Raw genomic sequence first — 16,105 nt, 5'->3', positions numbered from 1 at the left:
GCCGTCTTCAATGCGCCCGCCAAACGTGGACGGGTGTCGTACGCCCCACGGGCACGGTCTTTCCCCCACCCCCCATGCCTTGCCGAATGCGCCCGAATGCGATACCGCCAAGGCGCAATGACCACACACGCCCATCTCCCCATAGACGACATCCTGCCTGACCTGCGCGCCCATCTTGGAACCAGCGCCAATGTTGTGCTACACGCGCCCCCCGGCGCGGGCAAGACCACCCGTGTTCCTGTAGCCTTGCTGGGGGAGCCGTGGATGGCGGGAAAGCGCATCATCATGCTGGAGCCGCGCAGGCTTGCGGCGCGCTCTGCCGCGCGGTTTATGGCGCGCCAGATGGGAGAGCGTGTAGGGGCCACTGTGGGCTACCGCGTCCGCGCGGAGACCAAAGTCTCCCGCGCCACACGCATTGAGGTGGTCACCGAGGGCGTGCTCACGCGCATGATTCAGGCCCAGCCGGACCTGCCGGATGTCGCCTGCCTCATCTTCGACGAATTTCACGAACGCAGCCTGCATGCGGACCTTGGCCTTGCCCTCGCTCTGGAGTGTCAGGACGCCCTGCGCGAGGACCTGCGCATTGTGGTCATGTCCGCCACCCTCGACTGCGCCGGCGTGTCCGGGCTTATGGAGAACTGCCCGGTGCTGAGCAGTGCCGGCCGCGCCTACCCGGTGGAGACCATCCACCTGCCGCCCCAGCATCCAGATATGGACATCGCCCAGACCACGGCGCTGGCCGTGCGCCGCGCCCTGCGTGAAGAATCCGGAAGCATTCTCGTCTTTCTGCCCGGCGCGGCGGACATCAACCGCACCGCGGCCCAACTGGGCGGGAACCTTCCCCCGGAGACCTCCGTGCATCAACTCTTTGGCGCGCTCCCCCAGCAGGAGCAGGACGCCGCCATTGCTCCGCCGCCGGAGGGGCGCCGCAAAGTTGTGCTCGCCACATCCATTGCCGAAACCAGCCTGACCATTGAGGGCATCCGCGTGGTCATCGACGCCGGATACGCCCGCGTCCCCCGCTTTGACCCCGGCAGCGGCATGACGCGCCTGACCACGGAACGCGTGTCCACTGCCTCGGCGGACCAGCGCCGCGGCCGCGCCGGACGCCTTGGTCCCGGCCTATGCTACCGCCTCTGGAGCGCCGGAGAAGACCGCCTACTGAAGCCCTTTCCCGCGCCGGAAATTCAGGAAGCCGACCTTGCGCCCCTTGTTCTTGAGCTGGCCCAATGGGGCGTACGCGACGCCGCCGACCTCAAATGGCTGGACCTGCCGCCACAGCGCAACATGGAGCAAGCCCGCGAGGTGCTCCAGTCCCTTGGCGCGCTGGGCGCAGACGGGGGCATCACCGCCCATGGCCGGGCCCTTGCCGCCTTGCCCATCCACCCGCGCCTGGCCCACATGGTGCTCATGGCCGACGCCCACGGCTTTGGCCGCACGGCCTGCGCCGTGGCCGCCCTCATCGCGGAGCGCGACATTCTCCGTGGCGGGGCAGACATGCGCGCCCGCCTTTCGCGCCTCATCCCCGGCAGAAATCCCGCACAGGCCCCGCCGCGCCGCATCAGCGAGCTTGCCGCGCGCCTTGCCCGCACCGCAAAAATCTCCGGTCCCGCACGCATTGATGTGGAGGCCGCAGGCCCGTGCATAGCCCTTGCCTACCCGGACCGCGTGGCCCAGCGCACAGGAGACGGCCAGTTCCGCCTCTCCTGCGGACGCGCGGGCTGGCTGCCGCAGGACGACGCACTGGCGCGGGAAGACTTTTTGGCCGTGGCCGACCTTGACGGCAACGCCGCCCGCGCGCGCATTTGGCGCGCGGCCCCGGTTCTGCGGCAGGAGCTGGAGGACCTGTTCCCCGAGGCGCTCACAGACGCCGCATTTGTGGAATGGGACGCGCGCACCGAGGCCGTGGTGGCCCGCTCCCAGCGCCGCATCGGCCGCGTGATTCTCAGCGACGCCCCGCTTCATGCTCCGGCACCGGACGCCGTGTGCGCCGCCGTGGTCCATGGCATCCGCCAGATGGGCCTGCACGTTTTGCCGTGGGACGCCGGCACCGAAAGCTGGCGCACGCGCGTGGCGTTTTTGCGCGCACTGGACGCCCCCGGCGAAAGCACGTGGCCGGACGTCTCGGACGAGGCGCTGCTGGAGACCCTTGAGGACTGGCTGGCCCCATTTCTGACGGGTCTCTCGCGCCGAAGCCACTTCAAGCGCATTGACCTTGCCGCAGCGCTCAACGCCATGCTCCCGTGGGACCAGCAGCAACGCCTCGCCAAAGAAGCGCCAACGCACCTGCGCGTCCCGGACGGCGGACGCGTGCGCATTGACTATTCACAGGAGGGCGGCCCCGCCCTGCCCGTCAAGCTCCAGCGCATGTTTGGCGTGGTGGAAACCCCACGCATTGCCGCCGGACGCTACGCCCTTGCGGTGCACCTGCTCTCCCCGGCTGGGCGCCCCCTGCAAATCACGCGCGACCTCAAAAGCTTTTGGGAAAACGGCTACCGCTCGGTCAAGGCCGAGATGAAGGGCCGCTATCCCAAACACCACTGGCCCGACGACCCATTTTCCGGCTAAAGTCGCATGCCCGTCCCCGGCGGTGGTCCACCACGTCGCGCGCTCCCCGCCCAGTACCGCACGTCTCCACCGCATACTTCCGCCGCGCGTTTCCACCGCACGCGGACACACGCGGCGCGCCAGAGCCAATCCCCCCGCACAAAAGCCCCGCAGCGCCCGGCTGGGGACCCCACCCCGCACCCAAACAACACGCGACCACCACCTCGCCGCATATCCCATGCCCAGCGCCGCGCGGGAAACTGTCCCGGCCCTCACCGCTCCAACTCCTCCCCCTGTCTTACCGCCCACATGCTCCCGCATCTCGCCGCGGTCTTCGGCCTCCCCCCAGCCCGCGAGCACGGGCAAAAAAAGTTCTTCCGCTTTTCCCAGACGTTCCAGCCCAAAACTTCCACATTTTCTGGAAGGCGACACTTTTCCGTTTGACAGACCTTCCACATTTTATGGAAACTGCCCTTCGTGCGTGCGCCGCTTCTTCAGCTAACCTGTTGAAATCGTTCCCATCACAACATTCCCTTTCTGGCACACTCCTTGTACTGAGCGGATGCACCCCCTATATCATCCATCAGGAGCATCACATGACTGCATCCCAGACGTCCGGCGCTGCCGGATACAGGAATATCGGTTCCCATACCTTTGAAGAATTCATCGAGATGGCGCGCCTGTTCCACAACTATCCCGCCCCGGGCCTGCTTATTGGCGGCTACATGGTGGAAGAGGCCAGACGCCACCTGCCCGAAGGCACCCTCTTTGAGGCCATTTCCGAAACCTCGTGGTGTTTGCCCGACGCCATCCAGATGCTGACGCCCTGTACGCTGGGCAACGGCTGGGTGCGTGTGCTGAATTTTGGCATCTACGCCATGAGCATGTACGACAAATACACCGGCGTTGGCGTGCGCGTGCGTCTGGACGTGGACAAGCTCCCGGCGGACTCGGAGCTGCGCGTATGGTTCCTGAAGGAAAAGCCCAAGCCCGAGCAGGACTCCGACAAGCTCCGCTGGGAAATCGGCACCTACGGCGCGGACATCCTCAGCGTGGAGCCTATTCAGGTCAGCAAGGAGATGCTGGTCAAGCGCAGCAAGGGCGACATTGCCATCTGCCCCCTGTGCGGCGACGCCTACCCCTCCATGCACGGCCCCATGTGCCGCTCCTGCCGTGGCGAATCCCCCTACGTGCGCCCCGCCACCACTGAGGGCGACGGCGAATCCGTGGTCTACCCCGTGCCGGAAACCCTGCACACCGTGGCCGTGGACGACGCCGTGGGCAAGGACGCCCTGCACGACATGACCCGCATCGTCCCCGGCGAGAGCAAGGGCGCGGCCTTCCGCAAGGGCCAGACCTTTGAGGCGGGCGACCTGTGCCGCCTGCAGACCATGGGCCGCAACAACGTCTATGTTTCCGAAAGCGAAGTCGGCGAGGACTGGGTGCACGAAAACGACTGCGCCAAGGCCTTTGCAGACGCCATGTCCGGCGCCGGCGTTCACGCCCCGGCAGAACCGCACGAAGGCAAGGTCACCCTGCGCGCCGAGCGCGACGGCCTGCTGTGCGTGGATACCGACCGCCTGTACGCCTTCAACCTCGCCCCCGGCGTGATGGCCGCCAGCCGCAACGGCTGGACCCTCGTGCGACAAGACGCCGAAGTGGCCGCCACCCGCGCCATTCCGCTGTACCTGCGCCGCCCGGACTTCCAGCGCGCCATGGCCACCCTTGAGGCTGGCCCCGTCTTTCAGGTGCTGCCGCTGAAGGCCGCCCGCGCGGGCGTGCTCATCACCGGCGATGAAGTGTTCAACGGCACCATTGAGGACCGCTTTGAAGGCATCATCCGCGCCAAGCTCACGGACCTTGGCTCCAGCGTGCACCGCTGCGCCATTGTCCCCGACGACCGCGACATCATCCGCGACACCGTAAAGCAGTTCATTGCCGACGGCTGCGACCTCATCATCACCACCGCAGGCCTGTCCGTTGACCCGGACGACGTCACCCGCCACGGCCTTGTGGACGCAGGAGCCACGGACCTCGTCTACGGCGCGCCCATTCTGCCCGGCGCCATGACGCTGGTGGGCCGCGTTGGCGATGCGCCGCTGCTGGGCGTTCCCGCCTGCGCGCTGTTCTTCAAGCGCACCAGCCTTGACCTGCTGCTGCCGCGCCTGCTGGCCGGTCTGTCCATCACCCGCGAAGACCTCGCCCGCCTTGGCGAAGGCGGCATGTGCCTTGGCTGCACCAACTGCAGCTTCCCCAAGTGCCCCTTCGGCAAATAGCCACGGCCTTTATGGATGCTCCGCCCCGCCGCCCCCCCCGGGGCGGCGGGCGCATCCAAGGAGAGTCACCCCCCATGCTCAAGCGAGCCCTTGTGCTCCTCGCCCTTGTGGCCATCACCGTTCTTGCCGGTTGCGACGACTACTCGCCCCAAAATCCCCTCACGCCCGAAGAGCGGCAGTGGATTAAGGACCACAAGGACGAGATCACCATCGGCACCAGCCTGCACTTCCCCCCGTACGAGGAATTTGACCTTGAGGGGACGTACACCGGCCTCAGTGCGGACTACATCAAGCTCATCAGCAAAAAGGTGGGGCTGGACTTTAAGCCCGTCCGCTTTCGCAACCGCGAGGAACTCCTGCGGCGCATCAAGGCCGGCGACATCGACATCATCGCCGCCATTGAGATGACCGAGGAGCGCCAGCAGTACCTTGACTTTACCCAGTCCTACGTCAGCGTTCCCGCCGCCATCATCACGCGAAAGGAATTCACGGACGACCTCACCCTCGACAAGCTGGGCGGCATGCGCATTGGCGTCACCGTGTCGCCGGACTTCACCAAGTACCTGAAAACACGCCTCAAGGTGGACTGCGAAGTGGTGCCCGTGGCGGGCGGCTATATCGGCGGGCTGCGCTCGCTGGCCGTTGGCGACATTGACGCGCTGATCTGCGACATGGCGCTGGCCTCGCACTACATCGCCAACGCGCGCATCAGCAATCTGCGCATCGCGGGGCTGACCAACTATTCCATCGAACTGCGCATGGCCTCGCGCAAGAACATGCAGATGCTCAACAGCATCCTGCGCAAGGGCTTTGCCCTTATCCTCCCGCACGAGCGTAAGGCCATTGAGGAAAAGTGGCTGTCCCTGCAGTACGAACCGTTCTGGATGAGCCGCACCTTCTGGCTGGGCATGCTGGCGGCGGTGGGTGTTGTCATCGGCGGCATCTGTCTTATCCTGGTATGGAACCGCAGCCTCAAACGGCAGGTGGCCCTGCGGACCGCGGCGCTAAGCTCCATCAACAAGGTTCTGCTCGGCTCACTGGAGTGCCACACGGAGCGCGAAGTCATGCGCCGCTGTTTGGATGAGGCCATGGGCCTGTCCGGCAGCGACTACGCCGCATGGGGCGAAGTGCACGCCGATGGCTCCATTCTGGAACTGCTCGGCGTGGCCTCGCATGATGCATCCGAGGAGCACGCCACGCTCTTTCTCTCCACCCGGCTGGACGAGACGCAGGTCCGCGACCTCGCGCGTGGCCGCGTTATTCAGGCGCTGTGCACCGACGAGGCAGGCAAGGCGCACCTGCACGTTGTGGCCGTACCGCTGCAGGGCGACCACGACGCCAAGCCCCAAATCATCGCGGCAACGCGCATGCGGCAGGCGCATACCCAAAGTGAAGTCACCCTGCTGGCGGAGATGCTGTTCGCCTTTGAGGAAGCCCTGCAACGCAAGCGCACGGAAATTTCCCTGCACGAGAAGGAGCGCCAGCTCCAGCGCGTGCAGCGCATGGAAGCCCTCGGCACCCTTGCCGGCGGCATCGCCCATGATTTCAACAACATCCTCGGCGTCATCATCGCCAACGGCGAACTGGTGGAGATGTTCCACGCCGGTGACGACGAAACCCTCAAGAACAAAATTCGCAGCATCCTCACGGCGGCGGACCGAGGCCGCAACCTCGTCAGCCAGATTCTCAGCTTTGCCCGCAAGGGCGGCGACGAAGTGGCGCTGTTGACCATCAGCCCCATTGTGAAGGAGACCGTGAAGTTCCTTGAGGCCTCGCTCCCGGCGTCCATCGCCATCGACTACACCATCCAGTCGCCGGAGCCGCCGGTTCTTGCCGAGCCGACGCAGATTCATCAGGTGCTCATGAACCTGTGCACCAACGCCGCCCACGCCATGCACGCAGAGGGCGGACGCCTGAGCATCACCCTTGGCGCAGTGCACCGCCGCATGACGGGCGGTCCGGAAGGTGGCTCCCTGCCACCGGGACGCTACCTCGCCATTGCGGTGGCGGACACGGGCACGGGCATCAGTCCGGAAAAACTGGAACGCATTTTCGAGCCGTTCTACACCACCAAAACCCCCAGCGAGGGGACGGGCCTCGGCCTTGCGGTGGTGGACGGCATTGTCAAATCATGGGGCGGCACCGTGCTGGTGGACAGCACCCTCGGCAAAGGCTCCACCTTTACCGTGCTCCTGCCCGCGCAAGAATTTGCCGAAGAAGTCCAGCCCGCGCATGAAAAGCCCAGCCTGCCCTGCGGCACAGGCCGCATCCTGTTTGTGGATGACGAGCACGACCTTACCGAGTCGTACACCAGCCTGCTGACGCGCCTTGGCTACCGCGTGCATGCCGCCACGGAAAGCCGCGCCGCCCTTGGCGACTTCCGCCGGGACCCGGCGTCCTTTGACCTCGTCATCACGGACTACAACATGCCGGACCTGCGCGGCGACAAGCTGGCGGGGGAAATCCTCGCCATCCGGCCGGATGTGCCCATCATTCTGTGCACAGGCTACAGCCACAGCTTTAACGAGCACGACGCCGCGCGCCTTGGCATACAGGAATACCTGAAGAAACCCGTCAGCCTGCAGGACCTTGCCGTCACGGTGCGCAAATATCTGCGCCCCCAGACCGAAGACGGCCGGCAGGCCTAGCGACAGAGGAATATCATGGCAAATGTTCTGATCATTGACGACAACGCCCCCACCTGCGAGGCACTCGGCGAATTGGTGCGCAACATCGGGCACAACGCCGAAAGCGCGCACACCTATGCCGACGGCCTCAGCCGCGCCCTTGGCGGCGACTTTGACGTGCTGTTTTTGGACGTCCGCCTGCCCGACGGCAACGGTCTGGACATCCAGCCGCACCTGAAGAACCTGCCCGTGCCGCCCGAGGTCATCATCATGACCGGCGCAGGCGACCCGGACGGCGCGGAACTCGCCATCAAAAACGGCGCGTGGGACTACCTGCAAAAGCCCCTGTCCCCCAAGAAAATCCTGCTGCCCCTCAAGCGCGTGCTCAAATACCGCGACAACCTGCGCGAGCTGACCCGCCCCGCACCCGTCAAGCGCTGCGGCATTGTTGGCGACAGCGCCGCCATAGAGAAGACCATGGAGCGCCTCGCCATCGCCGCGCGCGGCAACGCCAATGTGCTCCTCTCCGGCGAGACGGGCAGCGGCAAGGAGCTTTTCGCCCACGCCCTGCACGAAAACAGCGCCCGCGCGGACCAGCCCTTCATCGTGGTGGACTGCGCCGCCATTCCCGCCAACCTCATGGAGAGCACCCTGTTCGGGCACGTGCGCGGCGCCTTTACCGGCGCGGACGCCCCGCGCACCGGTCTGGTCAAGGAAGCCGACGGCGGCACCCTGTTCCTTGACGAGGTCGGCGAGCTTCCCCTTGACCTGCAGAAAAAATTCCTGCGCGTGTTGCAGGAAAAACGCTTCCGCCCCGTTGGCGCCCAGCACGAGGTCTCCAGCGACTTCCGCGTGGTGGCGGCCACCCACCGGAATCTGGAAACCATGGCTGAGGACGGCGAATTCCGCGAGGACCTGCTCTACCGCCTGTGCGCCGTCACCATCCAGATTCCGCCCCTGCGCGAGCGCCCCGAGGACATCGACGCCCTTGTCCCCGCACTGGCGGAGCGCATCTACGCCAAAAACGGCATTACCCCCAAAACCTTCGCCCCGGACTTCATGGACGCCCTGCGCGCCCACTCGTGGCCCGGCAACGTGCGCGAACTGGGCAATACGCTGGAGAGCGCCATCGTCGGCGCCTATTACGAGCCGGAACTCTTCTTCAAGCATCTGCCCGAGCGCCTGCGCATCAGCATGCTGAAGGAGAACCTCGCCAGTGTGCCCACGGGCACAAGCGAGAGCGCGCCGGACGCCGCCTGCGACCCGCAGCGCGCCATGCGGGGCGTCTTCGACGCGCACCTGTGCGCCACGGGCGGCTTTCCGAACTATAAGGATTTTCGTGAGGAAATTCTGACTGTTATGGACGAGTGTTATTTTACGGGGCTTATGGAAGCCGCCGGATGGAAGGTGAGCGAAGCGTGTGAAATATCCGGCCTTGGTAAAAGCCGCATCTACGCCCAGCTCAAGCGCTTTGACATCGATAAGGACTAACTTTTCCGCCCACGCTGGACACGGACACCCCACACAGCGCCGCACCCTCCACAAAAAGTGGAACCCGCCGCGGCGCGTGCGGCCACAACGTTCACTATCTGCCCGAAATCAAAGCCTTTCGCTCTATGGCACGCATCTTGTTCCTTCTGTGACAATTTGGACACGATCAGGTTTCCGTTCCAACACACACGAAACCATCTTCAAGGATTGAGAATGCACGAAACAAAGGCATCACAAACTCCCGCAAAGGGTGGCATCAAGCGCCGCAGCTTCCTCAAGTGGAGCGCCGCGCTTGGTGGTGTCGCCGCCCTTTCCGGCGGCGGCCTGTTCTACGGCCTGAAGCCCGCAGTCAGCGCCCGCACCGAGGCCGAAGACATCGTCTGGACCTCCTGCAACGTCAACTGTGGCAGCCGCTGCGCCCTGCGCGCCCATGTGAAGGACGGCGTGGTTACCCGCATTGAGACGGACAACCTCGGCGACGACTCCTACGGCAACCATCAGGTGCGCGCCTGTCTGCGTGGGCGTTCCATGCGTCACCGCATCTACGCCCCGGACCGCATCAAGTACCCCATGCGCCGCGTCGGCAAGCGTGGTGAAGGCAAGTTCGAGCGCATCAGCTGGGACGAGGCCCTTGATGAAGTGGCAAAGCGCCTTGGCGACACCATCAAAAAGCACGGCAACGAGTCCGTGTACCTGAACTACGGCACCGGCAACCTCGGTGCGGTGCTCTCCAAGTCGTGGCCCACCGGCGCCACCCCCATCGCCCGCCTGATGAACAGCCTCGGCGGGTATCTGAACCACTACGGCACCTACAGCGACGCCATGATCGACATGGCCCTGCCCTACACCTTTGGTGACGGCTGGGTCAGCGGCAACCCCGTGTCCGACATCGTCAACTCCAAGCTGGTGGTGTTCTTCGGCAACAACCCCGGCGCCACCCGCATGAGCGGCGGCGGCATCATCCACGACCTCATCGAAGCCCGCCAGAAGAGCGGCGTCAAGGTCATCGTTGTGGACCCGCGCTACACCGACACCGCCGCCACCGTGGCCGACGAGTGGATTCCCATCCGCCCCGGCACGGACACGGCGCTCATCAGCGCGCTGGCCTACGTGATGATTACCGAAGACCTCGTGGACAACGACTTCATCCGCCGCTGTACCATCGGCTTTGATGAAGACAGCATGCCCGAAGGCGTGCCCGCAGGAAATTCCTACAAGTCCTACATCCTGGGCAAGGGCAAGGACGGCACGGCCAAGACTCCGGCATGGGCCGCCAAAATCACCGGCATCCCCCAGCGCCGCATCATCCAGCTTGCCCGCGAAATCGGCACCGCCAAGCCGTGCTACATCTCGCAGGGCTGGTCCGTGCAGCGTCAGGCCAACGGCGAGCAGAACTGCCGCGCCGTCAGCATGCTGCCCATCCTCACCGGCAACGTGGGCGTGCAGGGCGGCAACACCGGCGCGCGCGAAAGCGGCTACGGCGTTCCCTTTGCCAGCTTCCCCACCCTGTCCAACCCGGTGAAGACCTCCATCTCGTGCTTCATGTGGACTGACGCCATCGAGCGCGGCACGGAAATGACCGCCACCCGCGACGGCGTCAAGGGCCGCGACAAGCTGGCAACGCCCATCAAGTTCATCTGGAACTACGCGGGCAACTGCATCATCAACCAGCACTCCGAGGCCAACCGCACCCACGAGATTCTGCAGGACGACTCCAAGTGCGAGACCATCGTCGTCATTGAAAACTTCATGACGCCGAGCGCCCGCTATGCGGACATCCTGCTGCCCGCCGTGACCAACCTTGAGGAAGACGACTTCGCCCCACAGGGCTCCGCTTCCAAGATGGGCTACGTCATCTTTGCCGAGCACGCCGTGGAGCCGATGTTTGAGTGCCGCACCGTGTACGACATGTGCGCAGGCATCGCCAAGCGCCTTGGCGCGGAGCAGACCTTCACCGAAGGCCGTACCCGCCAGCAGTGGGTCCAACACATCTACGACGAATCCAAAAAGCTGCTGCCCGAGCTTCCGGCCAAGCTGGAAGACGCCTTTGCCATGGGCATCTTCAAGCGCATGAACACGGAAAAGCCGAACGTGCCCTTTAAGGACTTCCACGACAATCCGGAAAAGCACCCGGTCAAGACGCCCTCCGGCAAGCTGGAAATCTTCTCCAAGCGCCTGTGGGAACTGGGCCAGAAGTGGGAGCTTGCCGAAGGCGACGTGATTACCGGCCTGCCCGAGTACACCCCCACATGGGAAGGCGTGTCCGACCCGCTGCGCGAAGAATTCCCCCTGCAGCTCATCGGCCACCACTACAAACAGCGCACCCACTCCACCTACGGCAACGTGGACTGGCTGAAGCAGGTTGCCCCGCAGGAACTGTGGATCAACCCGATGGACGCCGACGCCCGCGGCATTAAGCACGGCGACAAGGTCAAGGTCTACAACGGCCGTGGCACTGTGTTCACCGTCGCCAAGGTGACCCCCAGAATGATGCCCGGCGTGCTTTCACTGCCCGAAGGCGCATGGTTCACGCCCAACTCCAAGGGCGCGGACACCGGCGGCTGCGTGAACGTTTTGACCTCGCAGCGCCCCTCTCCCCTTGCAAAGGGCAACCCTCAGCATACCAATCTGGTACAGGTCGCCAAGGCGTAAAGGAGTCTGACCAATGCTCAAGAGACCTGCTTTCTATATTGATATGGAAGCCTGCACCGGCTGCAAGACGTGCATGATCGCCTGCATCGACAAGCACGACCTGCCCGAAGGCGTCCTGTACCGCCGCGTTTCCGAATATGTGGGCGGCAACTGGGTCACCAATGCCGACGGCAGCTGTGACCAGAACATCTTCGCCTACTACGTGTCGCTGTCGTGCAACCACTGCGAAAATCCCATCTGCGTGCGCTCCTGCCCCACCACGGCCATGCACAAGGATGAGAACGGCATCGTCAGCGTGGACCACACCAAGTGTGTGGGCTGCCGCTACTGCGAATGGGGCTGCCCCTACTCCGCCCCGCAGTACAACCCCGAAATCGGCAAGATGACCAAGTGTGACTTCTGCCGTGACTACCTCGAAGAAGGCAAGGCTCCGGCCTGCGTCGCCGCCTGCCCCAGCAGGGCGCTCCACTACGGTGAGTACGAGGACCTCGTCGCCAAGTACGGCGAAGCGCAGGTTGTCGCACCCCTGCCGGACAAGGGCATCACGCAGCCGAACCTCGTGTTCCGGCCCAACCGCAACGCACAGCCCGCGGGTTCCCGCAGCGGAAAGATCCGCAACCCCGAGGAGGTCTAGTCATGAACGAATGGAGCCTTATCCTGTTCACCATCCTCGTCCAGTGTGCGGCGGGGATGCTCATCGTGTCCGAAATCGCCCGCGCCCTCAGCGCAGACGACAGGGCCACCTCGCTCTTGTCTTGGCATACGCCGGCCGCATGCCTGCTCACCGCTGTGGGCCTTGTCATCTCCCTGTCTCACCTTGGCACGCCCCTGCATAGCGTGTTCACGGTGGCCAACATCGGCAAGTCGTGGCTGAGCCGCGAAATCCTTGCCACCGGCAGCTTCTTCGGCCTTGTTGCCGTGCTGACGCTGCTGCGCTCCAAGGGCGTCCGTGCCGGCGCGCTGGGCGCGCTGGCCTGTGTGGCCGGTCTGGTTGCGGTGTACGTTATGTCCCGCGTGTACCAGCTGGTGACCATCCCTGTGTGGGATACCGGCGCAACGGCGCTGTCCTTCTTCGGCACCACGTTCCTCATCGGCGCTGTTGGCAGCGCGCTGCTGCTGGCGCTTCGCATGCGCCGTAGCGGCGCGGACGACGACGCCCTGCGTGGCCGCCTGTTTGGCGTGGTGGCCGTTGTGGCCGCCCTTGGGCTGGCGCTGCAGTTCATCGGCATTCCGCTGTCCATGGTGGCAGGAAGCGCCGAGAACCACTACGGCGTCTCCGGCCTGAGCGTGCTGTTCGCCAGCGGCTCCGGCCTGTTCGTGGTGCGCATGCTGCTCATCGTGGCCGGCGCCGTGCTCTTTGGCTGGGCCACGTTCCGCGCCATGCTGGAGCGCGCCTCCGGCACCATGATTACCGCCACCTTCTGCGCGCTGGCCTTTGTGGCCGCGGGCGAAGTGCTGGGCAGGATGATGTTCTACCTCTCCTACGCCCGCATCGGCCTGTAACAACACCAACGGGCCGGGGGAAACCCCGGCCCGATTCATGGATGACCTATGAGCACCATTGATACCTTAAGCGCCTGTACGCTGGCCTGCGGCTTTTTCAGCCGCGCCCTGCTTGCCGAACCGACGCAGGACTTTCTGGAGACCCTCGGCAAGGACGACCTGTTTGCCGAATGGCCCCTACCCGCCGACACCGACGACACCGCCAAGGGCCTTGAAACCCTGCGCGCCTTTTTCGCCGTGTCCGGCCCCGAGGCCATGCACGCCGTCTCCCGCGACCATACCGAGCTTTTCATCGGCCCCACGGACCCGGTTCCGGTTTGGGAATCCGTCTGGACCACGCGCGAGCGCCTGCTCTTTGACGAGCCCACCTTTGAGGTCCGCCGCATCTTTGCCGCCTACGGCCTTGAAGCCCCGGACAACGCCCACCAGCCGGATGACCACATCGGGCTGGAATTCGCCTTTGTGGCGCACCTGTTGACGCTGGCCCTGCGGGCCGCAGACGACGGCGCGCCCCAGACCATGCGCGAGCACATCGCCTCCGCGCGGACCTTCATTGCCGACCATCTGGGCGTATGGGGTCCCAAGTGCCTTGACCAGATTGCCGAAAAGGCCGCCACCAACTACTACCGGGGCATTGCCCAGCTTGGCCGGGGCACCCTTGCCCAGCTGGACGGCATCCTCGCCGGGGTGGAGACCGCCTAATATGGCCCTGTGGCGCGCCCTGCTCTCCCGCCAGACCTCGGCCACGCCGCCGGAGGTCACTCCCGGTGCATGCCTGCCCGCGCCCTCGCGGCACTGCGGGCGGTGTGTTGCCGTGTGCCCTGCGGGAGCCATCACCCTTGCCGACGCGCCCCATGTGGACGCCTCGGCCTGTCTTGGGTGTGGGCTGTGCGCCTCGGTCTGCCCTGCGGATGCCCTGCACTGTGGCGGCGTGGCGGACCTCCTGCGCGCCGCATCCCTGCGTGAGGACCGCAGCACCCTTGCCCTTGCCTGTTCCGGCGCGCCTGCTGGCCCTGAAACGGACACCGACGCGCCCGTTATCCGCATACCGGGGTGCCTCTCCGCCCTTGGTGTGGAAACGCTGGCCGCCCTTGCGGCCTCCGGCGTCACCGCGCTGGTCCTCCCGGCCAACGCCTGCGCTGCGTGCGAGTGCGGCGACCACGGAAAGCGCCTGCGCGACGCCGCGCTGCTCCTTGACCAGCTTGCTCCGGGCGCCCTCACCATCACGCAGGCCCCGGCCGCGCGCGGCAAAGCGGCGCGCGCCCCGCGTGATGCCTCGGACCCCGCCCTTTCGCGACGCGCCCTGCTGCGGCAATTTGCCCCGCGCAAAACCGCGGCGACAACCCCGCGCCCACTCCTCTTGCCCGCCGCGGGCGAAGGCGAGGACAAACAGCCCCCGGCGCGCCGCAGACTCCTGCACGCCGCGCTGGAGCGCCTCTGTGCCACCTCGGCCCCGCAGGAAACTGCGCCCGGCGAGGCCCCCTCACACATCGCGCCCGTCAGCGCCATCACCGTCTCCCGGACCTGCACCGCCTGCGGCGCATGCGCCCGCGCCTGTCCCACTGGCGCCCTGTGCATGACAACACAAAGCGGCGCGTTCCGTTTGGAGCATGAACCGTGGCAGTGCATAGGCTGTGGCCTGTGCCGCCGCACCTGCCTGCCCAAAAGCCTCACGGTAACGCCGGGTCCCCCCGCCCTGCTCGCCGCCCCCGCGCGGCTCCTTGCCAGCGGGGAATTGGCCACCTGCAAGCGCTGCGGCGCGGTCTTCGCCGGGGCCGACGGTCCCCTCTGCCCCCTGTGCGCGCGCCGCGCCAATGGCGACAGGCTCTAACCCCTACGGATATCCCCATGCAGAAGCCCACATCGCCCACATGCCCCCTCACCGACGCCCACGGCCGCACCGCCGCCTACCTGCGCGTCAGCCTTACGGACCGCTGCAACCTGCGCTGCATGTATTGCAGTTCCGGCCGCGCCGAATTCATCCCGCATGGCGACATCCTGCGGTACGAGGAAATTGAGCGCGTCATCGGCGTGCTGGCGCAGCGCGGCATTGGCAAGGTGCGCTTTACCGGCGGCGAACCCTTAGCGCGCAAAGGCGCTGTGGACTTTCTGGAGCGCCTTGCCGAGCGCCACCCGGCGCTGGACCTGCGCCTGACCACCAACGGTACGCTGCTGCGGGGCGTGGTTCCCCGCCTTGCCCGCCTTGGCATGAGCACCGTAAATATTTCCCTCGATACCCTACGTCCCGAACGGTTTAAGGATATCACCGGCTTTGGCAAATATGCCGACGTCCGCCGCGCCATTGACGACTGCCTCGCCCACGGTCTGCGGGTCAAGCTCAACGCGGTGGCCCTTGCCGGCGTCAACACGAGCGAGCTGGCGGACTTTGTCGAACTGGCCCGCACCCAGCCCATTGATGTCCGCTTCATTGAGTTCATGCCCATGGGCGCAAGCCACTGGACCCAGCGGCTGTACATGTCGTCCAAGGACATTCTTGCCACGCTGCGCCGCCACGCCCAGCTTGTCCCCGCCACCAACGAAAAGAACCACGGCCCGGCGCGCATGTATTCCATCACCGGCGGCGCGGGCCGCATCGGCGTTATCTCCGCCCTGAGCAACCACTTCTGCTCCACCTGCAACCGCCTGCGTCTGACCAGCGACGGCGCGCTGCGCACCTGCCTCTACTCCGACAACGAAACGCCGCTGCGCGGCCTATTGCGCACGCCCGGCGTCACGGACGCCGACCTGCACGCCGCCATCGCCCGCGCTGTGGGCGACAAGCCCCTTGGCTACCGCCTGCTCCAGAAGGAGCGTGACACCGATGTCAGCGCCAAGGGCATGGCCGCCATAGGGGGGTAGTCTGCGCCTCCATGGTCTTTATCTTGGGCGCAAGAACTGCGTAACGTCTTCATAATTCGAGACAAATCACCGCCTCTTAACGCCGCAGCAAACCAGAGTTCCACAGGATGCATTGCCACTAGAGAGGGCACCCCTGCAACACCACCCGTC

The 16,105-nt window shown here is 65.5% G+C and carries 10 protein-coding genes; all 10 read left to right on the top strand.

The features are described from left to right. Positions 1-117 precede the first annotated feature (117 nt). The 10 genes from hrpB (at position 118) to moaA (ending at position 15,955) form a co-directional block, all read left to right on the top strand. Positions 118-2,568 (top strand): ATP-dependent helicase HrpB, encoded by a 2,451-nt coding sequence (gene hrpB, locus ACI3L3_RS06060; protein ID WP_404844220.1) that lies wholly within the window; start codon positions 118-120, stop codon positions 2,566-2,568. Positions 2,569-3,143: 575 nt separating this feature from the next. Continuing rightward, complete coding sequence (locus tag ACI3L3_RS06055; RefSeq protein ID WP_404844219.1) at positions 3,144-4,823, top strand: FmdE family protein; 1,680 nt, start codon at positions 3,144-3,146, stop codon at positions 4,821-4,823. A gap of 74 nt (positions 4,824-4,897) precedes the next feature. After that, on the top strand, positions 4,898-7,471 hold the full coding sequence (locus tag ACI3L3_RS06050) for an ATP-binding protein (protein ID WP_404844218.1): 2,574 nt from the start codon (positions 4,898-4,900) through the stop codon (positions 7,469-7,471). Positions 7,472-7,486: 15 nt separating this feature from the next. Next, a complete protein-coding gene (locus ACI3L3_RS06045) occupies positions 7,487-8,941 on the top strand; it encodes a sigma-54-dependent transcriptional regulator (protein WP_404844217.1) in 1,455 nt (484 codons plus the stop codon). A 213-nt stretch (positions 8,942-9,154) separates the two neighbouring features. Further along, positions 9,155-11,593: a DMSO/selenate family reductase complex A subunit gene (locus ACI3L3_RS06040; RefSeq protein ID WP_404844216.1), complete on the top strand. Its 2,439-nt coding sequence runs from the start codon at positions 9,155-9,157 to the stop codon at positions 11,591-11,593. Positions 11,594-11,606: 13 nt separating this feature from the next. Continuing rightward, positions 11,607-12,227, top strand: coding sequence for a DMSO/selenate family reductase complex B subunit (locus tag ACI3L3_RS06035; protein ID WP_404844215.1), 621 nt, complete (start codon positions 11,607-11,609; stop codon positions 12,225-12,227). Positions 12,228-12,229: 2 nt separating this feature from the next. Next, entirely contained in the window at positions 12,230-13,096 is an 867-nt protein-coding gene (locus tag ACI3L3_RS06030; protein WP_404844214.1) for a dimethyl sulfoxide reductase anchor subunit family protein, read from the top strand. A 48-nt stretch (positions 13,097-13,144) separates the two neighbouring features. Continuing rightward, positions 13,145-13,798 (top strand): molecular chaperone, encoded by a 654-nt coding sequence (locus ACI3L3_RS06025; RefSeq protein ID WP_404844213.1) that lies wholly within the window; start codon positions 13,145-13,147, stop codon positions 13,796-13,798. Position 13,799: 1 nt separating this feature from the next. Further along, the gene (locus tag ACI3L3_RS06020) at positions 13,800-14,927 is read left to right on the top strand and encodes a 4Fe-4S dicluster domain-containing protein (RefSeq protein ID WP_404844212.1); all 1,128 of its coding nucleotides are present in this window, start codon (positions 13,800-13,802) and stop codon (positions 14,925-14,927) included. Positions 14,928-14,944: 17 nt separating this feature from the next. Then, positions 14,945-15,955 (top strand): GTP 3',8-cyclase MoaA, encoded by a 1,011-nt coding sequence (gene moaA, locus ACI3L3_RS06015; RefSeq protein ID WP_404844211.1) that lies wholly within the window; start codon positions 14,945-14,947, stop codon positions 15,953-15,955. Positions 15,956-16,105 lie beyond the last annotated feature (150 nt).

Source organism: Desulfobaculum sp. SPO524 (genome assembly GCF_044987625.1).
Lineage (GTDB): Bacteria > Desulfobacterota > Desulfovibrionia > Desulfovibrionales > Desulfovibrionaceae > Desulfobaculum.
Note: the sequence above shows the minus strand (reverse complement) of the source record. Positions and strands in the feature narration are given on the sequence as shown.